A 15,321-nucleotide genomic window follows, 5' to 3' on the forward strand; every position below is an offset into this window, starting at 1 on the left:
CTTTTAAAGATGTTCTGGTTAACACTGCTTATCAAATTAATGAGCAGGAAACTCTATGGACAAGCCAATACCTAAAACTCGCAATAAAAAACATCAATTCACTATTTTATTTTTTGTCATTAGCACTAGCCTAATTATCGGCATTTTTTCTTTTACTCAAAGCAACAGTGCCTCAGGTAAACACTACAATATATCCAGTGAAAACCTCGTTATTAGTACCATTAAACAAGCTGAGTTTGCTGAATACTTACCTTTACGTGGTGTTGTCGAACCAGAAAAAACCATTTTTATTGATGCCATTGATGGCGGACGCGTGGATGAAGTGTTTATTCAAGAAGGCGCCATGGTCGCACAAGGACAAGCAATATTAAAACTCAGTAATACCAATTTGCAACTAAACGTCTTAGCACGAGAGGCCGAAGTTTCAGAGCAAATTAATAACATGCGCAATACTCGTTTGGCGTTAGAGCAAAATCAACTGGCGTTAAAACGAGATGTAATTGAGCTAGATTTTGCAGTGCTGCGCCTGCAAAAACAATTTACTCGTTATAAAACACTGGTAGAGAAAAACCTTATCTCACAACAAGCCATTGAAATGGTAAAAGACGAACTAGATTTTCAACTGAAATATCGTGAAATGGTTCAACAGAGCCAGCAAAAAGAAGCCTTATTGCAAACTCAGCAACTTCAGCAACTTGAGCAAAGTATAAATACCTTAGAGAGCAACCTTACTATCTCTCGTGGCAGTTTAGACAACCTAATTATTCGTGCCCCCAGTGCCGGGCAGTTAACCTTTCTTGATGCACAAGTGGGTGAATCAAAAAGTATGGGTCAGCGTTTAGGACAAGTAGATCTGATTGAACAATACAAAGTGAGCGCACAAGTGGATGAGTTTTACGTCAGTCGTGTAGCCAAGGGGCAAACAGCAAGCTTTGAACTTAACCAACAAATTCACCACATAGAAGTCGCCAAAGTATATCCGGGCATCGACAACGGAACCTTTAAAGTCGACTTTACTATTTCAGATAAGGTCGTCGCTAAGCAGTTGCGTTTAGGGCAAAGCCTACAGCTTAAATTCAATCTGTCGTCAAGCGAATCAAAACTACAAATCGCCAACGGTGGTTTTATACAAAACACTGCCGGTAGCTGGGTTTTTGTTGTTGATGCTAGCGGTCAGCAAGCAAAAAAACGCAACGTTCGTTTAGGCAGAAAAAATCCACAAAGCATTGAAGTATTATCAGGTTTAGTGAAGGGAGAGCGGGTGATCACTTCATCTTATGCCAGCTTTTCTGACGCAGAACAACTAAGCCTATCACTGAATAATTAATGCCTTAGAACCAATGCACCAACATAATAAAAGACAAAACCAACACAAAAAATAAGGAACAATCATGATTAAAATTAATAATATAAGCCGCTCATTTATCGGCGATGAAGTAGAAACCGTCGCCATTGACGAGATGAACTTAACCATCAACAAAGGCGAGTTTTTATCCATTTTAGGGCCATCAGGATGTGGCAAGTCAACCTTGCTCAATGTTTTAGGCATGTTAGATAGTATTGATAGTGGCAAATTCAGCTTTTTAGATAATCCTGTCGATAAGTTTAGTGAACAACAACGTGCGAAGTTAAGAAAACAACATATTGGTTTTATTTTTCAAAATTTTAACTTAATTGATGAGTTAACGGTTGAGCAAAATATTGAGCTACCACTTTATTATCATAATGTTGCCAAAGCTGAGCGAAAAAAATTAGTCGATGCGGTATTGAAACGTGTTGATATTAGTCATCGCCGTAAACATCTTCCGGCAAAGTTATCTGGTGGTCAGCAGCAACGTGTTGCTATCGCGAGGGCGATAGTCACTGAGCCAGATTTAATTCTGGCGGATGAGCCTACCGGTAATCTCGATTCAAAAAGTTCAACTCAAGTTATGACATTGTTGCAACAACTTAACCAAGACGGGGCGACTATCGTGATGGTAACCCATGCGGCAGAACATGTCTGTTATAGCAGCCGGGTAATTGAATTACTCGATGGTAAAATTATTAACGATCATCAGGTTGACGGGGAGGTACAAAGTGGCAATGACGAAATAAATGGTATGGCAAAGGGTGAAAAAAATCAGCAAACATTCGCGGAGGTTTCTTGTGGTTAAATTTTTATTTATTGTAGCCTGGAGAAACTTTTGTCGTGACAAGTTAACCAGCTTTATCCAGCTAACAGGTTTAATTATTGGCATCGCCAGTTTCATTTTAATACAGCTTTATGTTGATCATCAAAAAAGCTATAACACCGCTTTTACTGATGCTAAGGATATCTATCGAATTAACTTGCTTCGTGGTGAAAATAAACCGCAAGCACAAACCCCCTTAAGATTATCAAGAGAGTTAAGACAAAATTTTAGCCAAGTAGAAGATGCCACGCGCGTCTCGCCAGCCAATGTTTCGGTCAAATATTTACAAAGTGTTTATTCCGAGCGAGCCCTTTATGCTGATCCAAACTACTTTGAATTTTTTGATTTTGAATTGCTTGAAGGCGATATTAATACCGCGCTTGATGCGCCCGATAGCCTGATACTGCATCAAGACTTAGCGGTTAAGTATTTTGCTGGTATTGCTGGCGTTATCGGCAAACGTTTAACGATAAACGGTAAAGAACATCAAGTAACCGCCGTGATCAAAAAACCAACAACACCTACAACAATGCCACTGACGATGATCTTGCCTATGGTTAATTACTATGCACAATTTTCCAATCCTGAATGGATTGATGCCTGGAATTTTAATGCCACCAGAACTTTTGCCAAAATACCGCAAAAATCGGCAATTAATACCTTAACCGCAACCATCAGTGATTATTATGATAGTCGCGCTAAAGGTCTGTCATCGTATAAAACTAATCGAATTAATATTCAACCCTTATTAGATATCTATCTTGACAACACCACCACACAAAGCTTAACGCCACCCAGTAGCGCAGTGATGGTGTTAATCTTTAGTATCATTTCAATGATGATCTTAGTGCTGGCGTGTGTCAATTTCACTAACTTATCTACGGCTGCGGCTATGCGTAGAGGAAAAGAGGTTGGTGTGCGCAAAGCGTTAGGTGCAAGTAAAAGACAATTAATCAGCCAGTACTTAGCAGAAGCAGTGATGTTATCAGCGCTTGCCAGCGTATTTGCGGTTGCGCTTGTTGCTCTTTGTTTACCAGCCTTTAATCAATTAATGAATGTTGAGCTTCTGTTTGATTTTTCAGTATCGCAAGCGCTACAGTTGCTGGCGTTAACTCTATTGGTTGGCATATTGGCTGGTAGTTATCCCGCTTTTTATTTAAGTAACCTTTCGCCTGCTCATGTACTAAAAGGATTAGTGACAACCTCTAAATCAGGCGTGTGGTTAAGACAATCTTTGATTATTTTACAATTTGCTATTGCAGCTTTTTTATTAGTCGCTAGTTTAGTAGTGAACTGGCAAATGCAATATATTAAAAATATGGAGCAAGGTTTTGACAGAGAGGGTGTGATCGTTATTTCAAGAGGCGACAATACTTATAATGCGTTTAAAAACCAGGCGCTACGCCATCCAGACGTTTTATCGGTAACCATGTCTCATACGGTACCGACTAAAGCAACCAGAACTTCAAACACGGTCAGGCGACTTGATGATATTAGTAATGAGATCTGGGTAGGCAATAATCCTGTTAGTTTAGATTTTTTCAAAACTTACGGTATAAACCTGCTTAGTGGTCGAGCATTTTCTAATGCTTATATTAATGATGCCTATCAAGAAAACCAAACGAATTGGCAGTCTTCAACGGGTAAGCTTATGATTAACCAAACATTAGCCGCTACCTTAGGTTGGAGCCCAGAAGAGGCCATTGGCCAGCTACTGACTTTAGGTGGTGGTCAAGACGGTTTACATAATCATCAAATTATTGGCGTGGTTGAAGACAGCCATTATGTCAATGTGAAAAATATCGTGCCACCAATGACTTATGTTTTATCGGCGCAGCCAGAAGATTTATCATTACGTTGGACTTCAATCCGCTTTAAGGCCAGAACAAGCTATAAAGCGCTTAAGGAAATAGAGCTAATATGGTTGGGGTTAGCGCCAGATTTAGCCTTTAAATATGATTGGTTAAGTGATTTATTTGACTCAAGTTATCGCAATGAAACTCAGCAAACCGAATTACTTAATGTATTTACCTTGTTAGCTATTGTGGTCACTGCCATTGGTTTATTTGGCTTAGCGGCTTTTAATACTCAGCGCCGAGTGAAAGAAATTGCTGTGCGTAAAATACTGGGCGCGAGTACCGGCCAGCTTTGTTTTATGCTGGTAAATCAATTTTCCATCTTAGTAGTAGCTGCCAATGTTATTGCTTTACCTTTGGCTTATCTCTTAATGAGGGATTGGTTAGATAACTTTATCTACCGTATTGATATGCCTTATAGTGCCTTCTTATTAAGTGCGGCATTTAGTTTAGTTATTGCCTATTTTACCGTGATGGTTATCGCCTATCGAGCAGCAACGGCCAAACCCGTTGATTCACTACATTGTGATTAATTGCTGATGTAACTAATATTTGATAGGAACTAGCTAATTTCATTATCAAGGATAATTAGCTTACCAACAAATTCATGCATAATATTTATACCTGAAAGTGTAGATGCAAAAAAGCCCCGTTCATTCTCTAATAAAGAGCATGAACGGGGCTTTCTATGTATGGTACCGCAAGACGGACTTGAACCGTCACTTCTTTCGAAACCGGATTTTGAATATAACGCGCTTAAAATAACCCCGTAAATTCAACCACATAAAAACCCTAATACATACTTTACAAAAACTTTACGTAAACACTTTGCCGGTAATCCCATAATCGTGCTTTAATTACGTATGAGTAAACAAGTAGCACGACACGATATAACTGACGAGTTATACATATATAAACAAGCAAACAGCCTACGCTGGTATGCTCGCTTTGTGTTGTATGGTAATTGGTTTACTAAGACTACAAAAAAGAAAGACCTAGAACAAGCAATACCTGCCGCCCATCAGCACTTTATCGAATACAAACTCAAATTAGAAAATAACGTACCCATTAATACCAAACGCTTTAAAAGCGTTGCTGATTTAGCAATTAAACGTATGCAGCAGCAACTTGCACAAGGCACAGGAAAACTGTCTTACAATGACTATATAGGCGTATTAAATAAGTATCATATTCCATACTTTGATAATAATTATATCACCAGCATTGATAATCAACGATTATTAGAATTTGATGTTTGGCGTATTGAACAATTAAAACGTACACCTGCCAAATCAACCCTACTCAACCATAACGCCGCAATGATGCGTGTCTTTGAAGAGGCACTATTAAACAAGTGGATTTTACCAATTCAAATACCCAGACTAACTGCTTCTGCAGGGTCTGATGGTCAACGCAAGGCTGCATTTAATAAAGAAGAATATCAAAAATTAATATCAGCCTTACCTAGTTTCATAGGTAATAGCAGAAAACAAAATACTCATATGTTACGTGAACTATTACAAGACTATATGGATATTGCTGTTTACTCAGGTATTAGACCTGGTACTGAAATGGAAAACTTAACTTGGGGTGATATAGAACTAAGGCAGAAATACGATAAAATTGTATTTCTAATTACAGTTCGCAAAGGCAAAACCACAAAGCACACGGGTGCTAGAACAGTAGTATGCCGTGAAGAAGTATTGTGGGCATTTGAACGATTAAGAGAGCGTTTTCCAAACAGAAAACCAAAAGACCTTTTATTTAAATTAGAAGATGGCAGTAAGACAAAAGAACTTAGCAGAGCATTTGATAAATTAATTATTGAGAATGAATTAAAAGAATCACCCCGTGGTAAACGTACACTTTATTCCTTAAGGCATACGTACATCACATGGCAATTAATGAATCAATTACCTGCACAAATTATCGCTAAGCAATGTGGTACGAGTATTCAAATGTTAGAGCAACATTACAGCCATGTAATGCCTGAAATGTTTACTAATGAACTATCGGGTGTTGATTTTACAAATACCGACCCCGTTAAACTAATAGTGCAAGATACAGAAGAAGAAAAAGCAGAGTTAGCCAAAGATACGGCTAAATGGATGAATGAATGGAATGCTGAATATAAAAAACGTGGTTGCCTGTAATGCAGAATGATATTTTATATATTTTAGGTAACGGTTTCGATATTCATCACGGAATAAAATCACGTTATAGTGATTTTAAAGAATACATCAAATTAATCGATTGCGATGTTGCTGACTCAATTGAAAAATATTTAATGATTTCAGAGAACTGGAATAATCTTGAATCGGCATTATCAAGTGTGGATGTTGATACATTAATCGATGATGCAATGCAGTATCTAGCATCATACAGCGATGAAAACTGGAGTGATAGTGGGCATCATAGTTTTCAAATAGAGGTTGAACGATACACTGACTCATTGTCCTCAGAATTAAAAAGGCACCTACTTAACTGGGTACTTGAATTACGAATACCAACCCAGAAAAAAATTAAAGTTATTTCACCGTCTGCTTTTTTTCTATCATTCAATTATACCGATACATTAAATAAAATTTATGATGTTCCATGCGAGCGAATATTACATATACACGGCAAAGCAATAAACAAGGATAGTGAGTTGGTATTAGGGCACGATTGGTCATCATCAAAAACTTATACTGAAAATGCTAACATACAATTTGATGAGGACTGGGATACTAGAGTAATGGAGGGGTATGGAATTGTAGATGATTATTTTAAAAAAACATTCAAACCTGCTCAAGACTTAATTAATGATAACGAATTGTTTTTTAAAAAGTTAAATTCAATAAGGCATATTTACGTATTAGGTCACTCTATATCAGAAGTAGATATTAAGTACTTTGCCAATATCGTAAACAATATCGACAAACAATCCGTGCAATGGCATTTAAGTTACTATGATGCCGAAGATAAGCACTCTCACTTAAGTGCGCTTATATACTTAGGCATAAAAGAAAACCTCATACATATCTCACATATTGATTGCTTTTCTTAAACAAAAAGTTCGCTATTTGCGAATTTATTTGACATCGACGAAAACTACCTCTAGTATCTTAAGCGTCATTAAGAAAAGAGAGAAAATCGCCATTTAGAACTGAATGCTTGCATTCGAGGAGAATCTTGAATTCTCTAACCTTTTTCCCCCACATGTGCTCATCAGATAACTTAACTTAACTATGTAGCAAGATTGGTAGGGGACACACACCGCGGGCGAACCCGGTGTGTAAAACGAGGGGTATTTGCCAATAACTCTCACCTATATTTGGGCGAAACTGCTAGCAATTTTGCGAAACAGTAAATATGGGAGCATGAAAATGCAAAAAAGAATTAATGATTATTGGCAGGCACTTGATACTGAAGACCTAAAGAAGAAGAAACGACGAAAACTTTGGACTGCTATCAAACTCTTAATGAGAGTTGGGTATTGGATTTGGAGGTTATTAAATTGTTTCGGTTAACTAAGGGCGCTCATATCAAGTGTTCCCCTTAGTTTTTAAGGAATATACACATGATAAATAAAGCATTAAAGATTATTAGACAATTTCATAATTTAAAACAAGTTGAGTTAGCCGAAAGTCTTGCTATCTCTAAATCTTATTTGAGTGAAATTGAATCTGGTAAAAAACCAGCAAGTGTAGAATTGCTCGAAAAATATTCAAAGCAATTTGATATACCTATGTCTTCATTAGTTTTCTTTTCAGAGTCATTAGAAGACAAGAAAAAAATACCAGAAAAATTCAAACGTTTTTTTGCAGCAAAGATATTAAATATCATGGAATGGGTAACTGAGCGTGAAGAAACAAAAAAGACCCAAGTTTAAGATTAAAACATTAAACAAAGCATACGAAATTTCTGACTCTCCTTTATATAAACTAACAACTAAACGTAAACTTGCGGCTTTACTTTTACTTGAACCTGTAACTTTAAATGCTCTAATTAAAAATACTGACAATTACAATGTATTTGAGCAAGTAAATAGTAATGGTAAAAAACGGATAATTGAGCACCCGAACCTTGAGTTAGATAAAGTCCATACGAGAATTGCCAGTCTCTTGTGTCGGATAAAAATACCAGATTTTGTACATTCTGGTAGAGCGAAGCACTCACATATTACGAATGCGCGCATCCATATAGGGCACCATAAAGTATTAACAACTGATATCCGTTCTTTTTTCCCATCGACCTCTAGGACTCATTTATTTAACTTTTTCAATAGAAAGATGAAGTGTTCTTCAGATGTATCTGACATATTATCAAAAATTTGCACCTATAATGAGCATCTTCCAACAGGTAGCAGAATAAGTATGCCTTTGGCTTTGTGGGCTAATATTGGGATGTTTTTGGAATTAGAAAAAATAGCAGTAAAGCATGATATAAAAATGTCTGTTTATGTTGATGATATAACTTTTTCAGGGGATAAATTAAATAAATTATTTATATCAACAATTAAGAGAATTGTTGAACGTCACGGGCATATAATACATCCGGTAAAAACGGTTCTATACGCCAAGGATGATGCAAAGGTAATTACAGGCGTCATACTGAAAGACGGCAAACAATTTGTTAAAAACGAACAGCACAGAAATGTCTATCAAGATATAGAACAATGGAAAATCCTCAAAGACACCCCTTATATGCCAGAAACCCTAAAAAATAGGCTCCTAGGTAGACTTAACTCACTCTCCGCTATAGAACCAAAATTTAAAGATAAGGCACGAAGCATTCGAAATCACAAAACCCCAACACCTTATTAAGGAGCAGTTAAGTTTTTATTTATCTCCTCATTGCAATGCTTTGATGCGCTCTATGCTTAACTTGGTTTCATTATCCATACGGGTTTTTTCTAAGTCCACTTTTTGGTCGTTGGTCAAAGATCCTTCTAGACCATACATAGTAGGTAAAAACTCTAGCCGCTTTTTCTTTTCTTTGTCTGCATGGTCTTTAGATTTTCGTAAGTTATGAATATGGCGTAATGTTATCTTTTCAGCCCCAAGTTCATAATAATCATTGTTCTGTAATTCTTCCCTACTCAATGTTTCAATAAGTTGCTTTTTCTTATGTTGGTAATTGGATTCTAGTATTTCGTAAAAGTACATGGTCGCTCCCTTTACCCTATTTATGAGCCATTCATTAATCCCATATAATACATATTATGTTGGATTAGCATATATTTATTCTGTACCTCACTGAAATTATTAGTGAAAATGCGTTTTTTGTGTTTTTACCTAAAAACGGTGCCGAGTGTCATCAATGAAAATATACTTGTTGCATACTTTTTATGGGATTGGACTAAATTATGACTAAGCAAGCGGATATTTTAACAGAGAAGCAATTTGCCCTATGTAGCAAAGTAGCAAGTGCGGGTAAATTTGGACTTCGTAATAATTTGGCAATTAATTTAGGTTGGTTTGCTGGATTAAGGGCTAAAGAAATTTGCTCTTTGAAAATTAGTGACTGCTTTATGAAAAATGGCGAAGTTGTAAAAATGGTGCATTTGACTAAGGAGCAGAGTAAAAGCCACAGTAGAACTTTCGTAGCAAATAGTAAGTTAGCCAAAATACTGAGTGCTTACTATGTGCAAATGGGCTTATCAAAAAAAGATGCTAATAGCCCATTACTTGTTAGCAACAAAGGCAGTGCGCTTAGTGCTCACAGTACAGTGTGCGTTATTAAAAAAGTGTTGGAAGATGCAAATTTAGCGCATAACAGAAGTTCACATAGTTTTAGACGTAGTTTTTGCACCAAATTAATAAGTAAGGGAGTGAATAGTTTTTTGGTTTGCGAACTTATGGGGCACCGAAATGTAAGTACCACACAATTATATTTTTCTGCTAACCCAGTGCAATTACAGGAAATAGCAGAACTCGCATAAGCGTACTTGTTGTGCGCTCTGTGCTCCTCTGTGTGCTATTTTAGCGGTAAAAACAAGCATTGAGTACTGATTTTTGTTGTGCAAAAAGAGGAAAGTAAAAACGTTACTTGCTACCCCTTACGTCACTTGCGCTTACCAGTTCACTTGCTCGTATCGTCTATGTACTGTTTAGTTGTGCTGGGTGTTATGCAGTCATTTGTTAGTCTTCATCGTCGAATTTTTCTGTTATCTGGCGGGTTCTGCTTGGTTTTATACAAAGGCGCAACTTCCTGCGTCTTGCCCCTCGTGTCGTTTGTGCTTATCAGTTCAATTACTCGCTTCGCCTTAAAGTACATCCACTACGTCTATAATACAGTTGTTTTTGCTACTTAAGTCAAAGCCTATAAATATCTGCCAATCATCCAGTTTTGTGTCACATAGCAAATAGTTACAGTCTTCGTCAGTGCTTATATAAGTTGTTATTGTGCTGTCATTAAATGCGTTTTGTAGGCAAGTTATTACTGCTTTACTTGCCGCCTCGCTTGCCTTGTCTAATGTACTGTTATTGCCCAACCGTTTTATTTTGGGTAAGTAAGTTTTACTTAGTAAGCCTATTAGGTCTTTAGTTGTTATTTTATATTTTCCTGTTATGTCCATCTGTGTAATTCCCTTAATGTTATTTTTTACTTCTCTTTTGATTAACTTTGATTAGTCTAATTATTTTTGTTAAAGGGTGTGTTGTATAATTATTAGTGGATTTAATTACTTTTGTTTTACGCACACTTTAACAACAAGTGGCACGCTCCTTGTGCCACTTGTTAACATCTATCATCACATTAACATTATGTTTATATGCTCACCCAGCCAGTGCTAGTGCACCGTCTGCGCTCTCAATAAATGTGCGTCATATCCCAGTTAACAGCCTCCGCACTGTTCGTTTTGATTTCTTTAGTTATATAATCCAACCAGCCAGCCGTATTGTAAATTTCTTGCAAGTCATTTACTTTGCCGCCTCCTGCTCTTTTCCAACAACCAAACAGTTCATCTTCCAATAATTTAATACTCAATACTTTGCCACCTAAAGCAAAAATAGCGTGGTAATGCCACCTTTTATCTATACTTCCTTGCTCCAATACTGCAAACATCATTATTTTCTGTGCCTTATCTTTGCCTACCTTTTGCCTGTAGTTGTTAAAACCCATTGCTTCATTAAATAAACTGCAAAAGTACCTACCTATATTTCTTGCCTCTTGCTCATTTATCACATGCTTTTTTCCATACCTGCCGTACCTATCACTAAACGTTAGTGTTACTGCGTAATCAAAGTCTAAACTTGCATTTAACACATAACTCATTAGCGCTTCGCGTAAACCGCTCCGTACATACGTTTTACTAAACTCTGCCTGTATTACTGCCCTTGCCAGTTCAAGTTTTTCATTTACTATAAGTACCTTGTCTTTATTTTTTTTCATATCAAATTCCTTTTCATACTGCTCGTGCAGTAAATCTATTTATCCTTTCTTGCTAAATTTGCCCTCAAAAACCGTGCAAAAGCAGCACTTTTTAACTAGCCAATGAAGCACACTTAGTATTAAGCGCAGATCACTAACGGGTTAGTTTTTTAACAAGTAAAACAATACCTACCTGAACGGCATAAACTGTGTGAGGTGTTGTGTGTATGCACTGAATTAAGTGCAAAAAGAGGTGAGAGATACCTTAAACTTGTATTAAACATATACCATGTTTTGACTTTTTCTGGTGGTTATCCGACCAATAAAAACAACTAAACTGCCTGAATTACAGTTGGTTATACCTGATGGGTTTAGTGGCAGAGTCGTTTATTAAACTAACCATAAAGTGCTCGATGTCCGTCAAATTTGGTTGGTGGCACTACCGTTCAATTTAATGCGTTGATTAATTTAATTAACTGGAAAATACGTATTTCTTAATTAGGGGGTACGTTGACCTTGTTATTTTTAGGTGTGAAATTATTTAACTGGGTGCGTTATTTTTAGGTACTTTACAGGTTGGTATGAGTAGGTGTTTTTAACTGGTTTGATAAATACAAGTATTGCAAATGCAATGCAAATATAAGGAGAAGTAAATGGAATTACAAGAATGCTATGACAAATTGGTTCAAGTTGGATTGTGCAGGACGGGATTAGATTTTTCAGAAAATTACTGTGGCAAGTACAGGAGTTACTATAGCGTTGTTAAGGCGCGTGGGGATAAATTGAATACCGATGTGCTTGTGCATTTGAATTATTGCTTACGGAGGAAACTAGCGCGATTACAGGAGGAAAGTAGTACAGAGGTGCAGCGCCTAGCAGTACAAGACTTACAAAAACGTGTGAATGCGGAAATACAAGCAGTATGTGAGCAAGCCTTTTACGCTGCATAGGAAACTTGTTTAACATTGGTGATTGCCGAAAGTTTCAATACGGCTGTACTGTGTGGCTTTACTAACAAAACAAGGTCACAGATTATGGCTAAATCAATTATTGGTTCACTTAAATTAAGCGTTAAGCAAGTAGAAAAAAACGTTGACCCAATCGTACGCAAACAAAACAAGTTGATTAAAAACTTACGTGAACAACGCTTAATGGCGGAGTTTTTAATTAAAGGTAAGCAGTACGTTTCTTACAAAGAAAAAGCAGTTATTGACGAGCAAACAGGTGAGAAAACGACGTTACAGATACCAAAAAAAGTACGTGCTTGGTTTTTTGAAGTTGATAGCACATTTTTTATTGAGGTGAAATACTCAAATGTTGCGTTTAAGTTGGGTTCAAAAAGTGAAACTGCTATTGAAGTTGGTGATAAAAAGCAACTACCTGTTGTGATTGATAAGTTGATTGAAGCAACAGAGCAAGGCGAGTTTACGACTAACTTTGAAGCATTTAGCAAGACTAAAAAGTAAGTGGCATATATTCTATTAAATACAGGCCAATAAAAAAGCCCTGATATTTCTATCAGGGCTTTCATATAATGGTACCGCAAGACGGACTTGAACCGTCACTTCTTTCGAAACCGGATTTTGAATCCGGCGTGTCTACCAATTCCACCACTGCGGCAATACTCTTTCACCTCATGAAACATAAGGTTTTGTAAAATTACTTCACAAGAAACTTTACAAAACTTTACGAGTAATTTTTATTTATTTTTAATTGAAAGAAATTTAACTTTCAATGAGTTACAAAAATCACAGCGAATACGCTTTGTTTTTTGAATCCGGCGTGTCTACCAATTCCACCACTGCGGCATAGGGTTTAACCTACTTTTGCGATTTGCAAAGAATTAAATTTTCATTGGAAAACTGAAGTCTTTGCAAACTATCTCTTCTATCTACAACCCTATTTAGGCAAGAAGCTAAAGAGGTGGGCATTATACGAAACTTAGTTCAGTAAGCAACACCTTTTTCGCAAGTTAGCCTGATATAGCTTTAACTGCCGTTTATTTGTCCGAATGCTGCCTACTCTTTCTTAGAAACTAATAATTTAAAGATGATGGGCATTTAAAAAGAGTTCGACGGCCTGCTCTACCTGTTGGCTAATTTCCTCATCGGTGACTTCTTTGTTAGGCAATAATAAACTTCGGGTATGCAATGGCCCTTTTGCCATTTCAATCAACATTTGCGCACTAAAATGACAGTTTTCAATTTTTAATAATTTTTGCTCAGTCAACCACTGCAAATAATCGGCTAAAGGTAAAATACCAGTCATCGGTCCTTTTTGATAAATCATTTCGCCTAACTCTGGAAACTTCACCACTTGCTGTACCACTAAGCGAAAGAGTGACATCAACTCTGGCGATAACATACCTTTTACAAACTTAAAACAGACTTGGTTCAGTGCGGTTTTTGCTGAAACATCACGATTTATCGAGGTTAGCGTTGCCGTTTGCACTGTTACTTGTCTTTGAATAACCGCCATTAACAAGCCCTGCTTATTACCAAACTCGTTATAAATAGAACGCCTTGAGCCGCCGGTCTTAGTTATGATCATCGCTAAAGATGTTTCATCAAAGCCTTGTTGATAAAAAAGTGTTTGTGCTGCATCAAGTATCAACAGGCCTCTGTCGCTAAGTTTTGTTATATCTAAAGTACTCGCTGTAACCATTGGTGATTGCCGTAAATGTAATTATGTTGTTGACTTTGGTACTGTATAGTACCAAAATATCTGGTACTGTGTAGTACCAATTGTACAGTGTTACAAAAATGATCTTTACTAATAGGGATATCCCTGCACTTTACTCAGTTAAAGCACCCAAAGGAACACGCATGCGCCCGCTTTTATTTGTATTAATGACTTTATTTCTCGTTGGTTGTAATGAACCGGCTAAAGAAATAACTAAGCCAATTCGCCCTATCATGTGGACCAAGGTAGTCATAAGCCCTTTTGAACAAATCCGCACTCTGTCAGGCATTGTTGCTCCAGTAGAAGCAACAAAACTGAGTTTTGAAGTGCATGGTAAGCTGCAAAAAATTCACGTGAACTTAGGTAATGAGGTTGTCAAAGGGCAAGAGTTAGCGCGTTTAAATCAACGAAATTTTAATTTAGGCTTACAGTCTGCTCAAGCGAAATATCAACAAGCCCAAGCGACATTGTTGGACGCATTCAATAGCCATAAACGATACGAGAAACTACTTAAGCAAGGTGTTGTATCACAATCAGGCTTTGATAACGCCAAAGCAAATTATGATGCCAGTAAAAGTGCTGCTGATGTGACTCAGGCCCAACTAGATATTGCCCGTAAAAGCTTAGAAGACAGTATTTTATTAGCGCCCTATGACGGCATTATTACTAAACGCTTATTTGAGCCTTCCCAACAAATATCCGCAGGACAATCGCTCTTTGAAATTGAAGGCAAGCACGGTCTTGAGATTCATGTCATGGTACCAGAAACGCTGATTCGCGAATTAACTCATAATGCGATTATCCCCATCAAGTTCCCTGTTTTACCTGAATTAACTATGCAAGCTCGTATTACTGAAATTGGCACGCGTGCAGAGTTCGCTAATGCCTTCCCTGTCACTGTTGTGCTACAAGGTGATAATGCTTTATTACGTGCGGGCATGACAGCCGAAGTCGAATTTTCTTTTGCCGGAACGGGCAGAACGGGTCATAAAGGTGATGTTATAAGTATTCCTGTCACAGCATTGAGTGCCGGTTTAGCACAAAAATCCTATGTATTTGTCTATAACAGTCAGACTCAACAAGTCATTAAAACGCAGGTACAAACAGAAAATATTTTCAAAAATGAAGTGTTCATTTCATCAGGCTTAAAACAAGGCGATATTATTGCCACTGCCGGTGTTGCCTTTCTACGAGATGGCCAACAAGTCAGTTTGGTTGATAAAAACATCCAGCGCTTTAACTAAGCTAAGATA

The 15,321-nt window shown here is 37.2% G+C and carries 15 protein-coding genes and 1 tRNA gene; 11 read left to right on the forward strand and 5 right to left on the reverse strand.

Translation table 11 applies throughout. From position 1 onward, the window contains the following. The first annotated feature begins 55 nt into the window (after window positions 1–55). From F580_RS0104890 to F580_RS0104925, 7 genes are all read left to right on the forward strand, one after another. Complete coding sequence (locus tag F580_RS0104890; RefSeq protein WP_019026575.1) at window positions 56–1,327, forward strand: efflux RND transporter periplasmic adaptor subunit; 1,272 nt, start codon at window positions 56–58, stop codon at window positions 1,325–1,327. 64 nt (window positions 1,328–1,391) lie between these two features. Further along, the gene (locus tag F580_RS0104895; RefSeq protein ID WP_019026576.1) at window positions 1,392–2,156 is read left to right on the forward strand and encodes an ABC transporter ATP-binding protein; all 765 of its coding nucleotides are present in this window, start codon (window positions 1,392–1,394) and stop codon (window positions 2,154–2,156) included. Further along, a complete protein-coding gene (locus F580_RS0104900; RefSeq protein ID WP_019026577.1) occupies window positions 2,149–4,563 on the forward strand; it encodes an ABC transporter permease in 2,415 nt (804 codons plus the stop codon). The genes F580_RS0104895 and F580_RS0104900 overlap by 8 nt, the downstream gene beginning before the upstream one ends. 330 nt (window positions 4,564–4,893) lie before the next feature. Next, window positions 4,894–6,183: a tyrosine-type recombinase/integrase gene (locus F580_RS0104905; protein ID WP_019026578.1), complete on the forward strand. Its 1,290-nt coding sequence runs from the start codon at window positions 4,894–4,896 to the stop codon at window positions 6,181–6,183. Continuing rightward, window positions 6,183–7,079, forward strand: a complete 897-nt coding sequence (locus F580_RS0104910) for a bacteriophage abortive infection AbiH family protein (RefSeq protein WP_019026579.1) — start codon at window positions 6,183–6,185, stop codon at window positions 7,077–7,079. Before F580_RS0104905 ends, F580_RS0104910 begins: the two co-directional genes overlap by 1 nt. Before the next feature lie 513 nt (window positions 7,080–7,592). Beyond that, complete coding sequence (locus tag F580_RS0104920; protein ID WP_019026581.1) at window positions 7,593–7,904, forward strand: helix-turn-helix domain-containing protein; 312 nt, start codon at window positions 7,593–7,595, stop codon at window positions 7,902–7,904. Continuing rightward, the gene (locus F580_RS0104925) at window positions 7,876–8,838 is read left to right on the forward strand and encodes a reverse transcriptase family protein (RefSeq protein WP_019026582.1); all 963 of its coding nucleotides are present in this window, start codon (window positions 7,876–7,878) and stop codon (window positions 8,836–8,838) included. The genes F580_RS0104920 and F580_RS0104925 overlap by 29 nt, the downstream gene beginning before the upstream one ends. Before the next feature lie 27 nt (window positions 8,839–8,865). On the opposite strand, the gene F580_RS0104930 is transcribed toward F580_RS0104925, so the two are convergent. Beyond that, window positions 8,866–9,180 carry a hypothetical protein gene (locus tag F580_RS0104930; RefSeq protein WP_019026583.1) on the reverse strand — a complete coding sequence of 105 codons (315 nt, stop codon included), beginning with the start codon at window positions 9,178–9,180 and terminating at the stop codon, window positions 8,866–8,868. Between the two features lie 200 nt (window positions 9,181–9,380). Here F580_RS0104930 and F580_RS23990 point away from each other — a divergent pair, with 200 nt between their 5' ends. Then, window positions 9,381–9,956, forward strand: a complete 576-nt coding sequence (locus F580_RS23990) for a tyrosine-type recombinase/integrase (RefSeq protein ID WP_019026584.1) — start codon at window positions 9,381–9,383, stop codon at window positions 9,954–9,956. 324 nt (window positions 9,957–10,280) lie between these two features. Here the strand turns inward: F580_RS23990 and F580_RS0104940 are convergent, their stop codons facing one another. Continuing rightward, complete coding sequence (locus F580_RS0104940; protein WP_019026585.1) at window positions 10,281–10,592, reverse strand: hypothetical protein; 312 nt, start codon at window positions 10,590–10,592, stop codon at window positions 10,281–10,283. A 233-nt stretch (window positions 10,593–10,825) separates the two neighbouring features. Continuing rightward, entirely contained in the window at window positions 10,826–11,407 is a 582-nt protein-coding gene (locus F580_RS0104945; RefSeq protein ID WP_019026586.1) for a hypothetical protein, read from the reverse strand. 632 nt (window positions 11,408–12,039) lie between these two features. Between F580_RS0104945 and F580_RS0104950 the strand changes: the two genes are divergently transcribed. Continuing rightward, window positions 12,040–12,336: a DUF6626 family protein gene (locus F580_RS0104950; RefSeq protein ID WP_019026587.1), complete on the forward strand. Its 297-nt coding sequence runs from the start codon at window positions 12,040–12,042 to the stop codon at window positions 12,334–12,336. 84 nt (window positions 12,337–12,420) lie between these two features. After that, on the forward strand, window positions 12,421–12,852 hold the full coding sequence (locus tag F580_RS23995; RefSeq protein WP_051092048.1) for a DUF6641 family protein: 432 nt from the start codon (window positions 12,421–12,423) through the stop codon (window positions 12,850–12,852). A gap of 69 nt (window positions 12,853–12,921) precedes the next feature. Here F580_RS23995 and F580_RS0104960 read toward each other — a convergent pair. After that, window positions 12,922–13,006: transfer RNA gene (locus tag F580_RS0104960), tRNA-Leu, on the reverse strand. Window positions 13,007–13,429: 423 nt separating this feature from the next. Further along, on the reverse strand, window positions 13,430–14,050 hold the full coding sequence (locus tag F580_RS0104965) for a TetR/AcrR family transcriptional regulator (protein ID WP_019026589.1): 621 nt from the start codon (window positions 14,048–14,050) through the stop codon (window positions 13,430–13,432). 161 nt (window positions 14,051–14,211) lie between these two features. Between F580_RS0104965 and F580_RS0104970 the strand changes: the two genes are divergently transcribed. Beyond that, a complete protein-coding gene (locus F580_RS0104970) occupies window positions 14,212–15,312 on the forward strand; it encodes an efflux RND transporter periplasmic adaptor subunit (protein WP_019026590.1) in 1,101 nt (366 codons plus the stop codon). Window positions 15,313–15,321: the final 9 nt, after the last annotated feature.

It is taken from the genome of Colwellia piezophila ATCC BAA-637 (assembly GCF_000378625.1).
Taxonomy (GTDB): domain Bacteria; phylum Pseudomonadota; class Gammaproteobacteria; order Enterobacterales; family Alteromonadaceae; genus Colwellia; species Colwellia piezophila.

What these genes read in the sequence shown, in the direction of transcription:
- F580_RS0104890 (WP_019026575.1), top strand. Translation starts at nt 56, where the DNA reads ATGGACAAGCCAATACCTAAAACTCGCAATAAAAAACATCAATTCACT.
- F580_RS0104895 (WP_019026576.1), top strand. Translation starts at nt 1,392, where the DNA reads ATGATTAAAATTAATAATATAAGCCGCTCATTTATCGGCGATGAAGTA.
- F580_RS0104905 (WP_019026578.1), top strand. Translation starts at nt 4,894, where the DNA reads ATGAGTAAACAAGTAGCACGACACGATATAACTGACGAGTTATACATA.
- F580_RS0104910 (WP_019026579.1), top strand. Translation starts at nt 6,183, where the DNA reads ATGCAGAATGATATTTTATATATTTTAGGTAACGGTTTCGATATTCAT.
- F580_RS0104920 (WP_019026581.1), top strand. Translation starts at nt 7,593, where the DNA reads ATGATAAATAAAGCATTAAAGATTATTAGACAATTTCATAATTTAAAA.
- F580_RS0104930 (WP_019026583.1), bottom strand. Translation starts at nt 9,180, where the DNA reads ATGTACTTTTACGAAATACTAGAATCCAATTACCAACATAAGAAAAAG.
- F580_RS23990 (WP_019026584.1), top strand. Translation starts at nt 9,381, where the DNA reads ATGACTAAGCAAGCGGATATTTTAACAGAGAAGCAATTTGCCCTATGT.
- F580_RS0104940 (WP_019026585.1), bottom strand. Translation starts at nt 10,592, where the DNA reads ATGGACATAACAGGAAAATATAAAATAACAACTAAAGACCTAATAGGC.
- F580_RS0104945 (WP_019026586.1), bottom strand. Translation starts at nt 11,407, where the DNA reads ATGAAAAAAAATAAAGACAAGGTACTTATAGTAAATGAAAAACTTGAA.
- F580_RS0104950 (WP_019026587.1), top strand. Translation starts at nt 12,040, where the DNA reads ATGGAATTACAAGAATGCTATGACAAATTGGTTCAAGTTGGATTGTGC.
- F580_RS23995 (WP_051092048.1), top strand. Translation starts at nt 12,421, where the DNA reads ATGGCTAAATCAATTATTGGTTCACTTAAATTAAGCGTTAAGCAAGTA.
- F580_RS0104965 (WP_019026589.1), bottom strand. Translation starts at nt 14,050, where the DNA reads ATGGTTACAGCGAGTACTTTAGATATAACAAAACTTAGCGACAGAGGC.
- F580_RS0104970 (WP_019026590.1), top strand. Translation starts at nt 14,212, where the DNA reads ATGCGCCCGCTTTTATTTGTATTAATGACTTTATTTCTCGTTGGTTGT.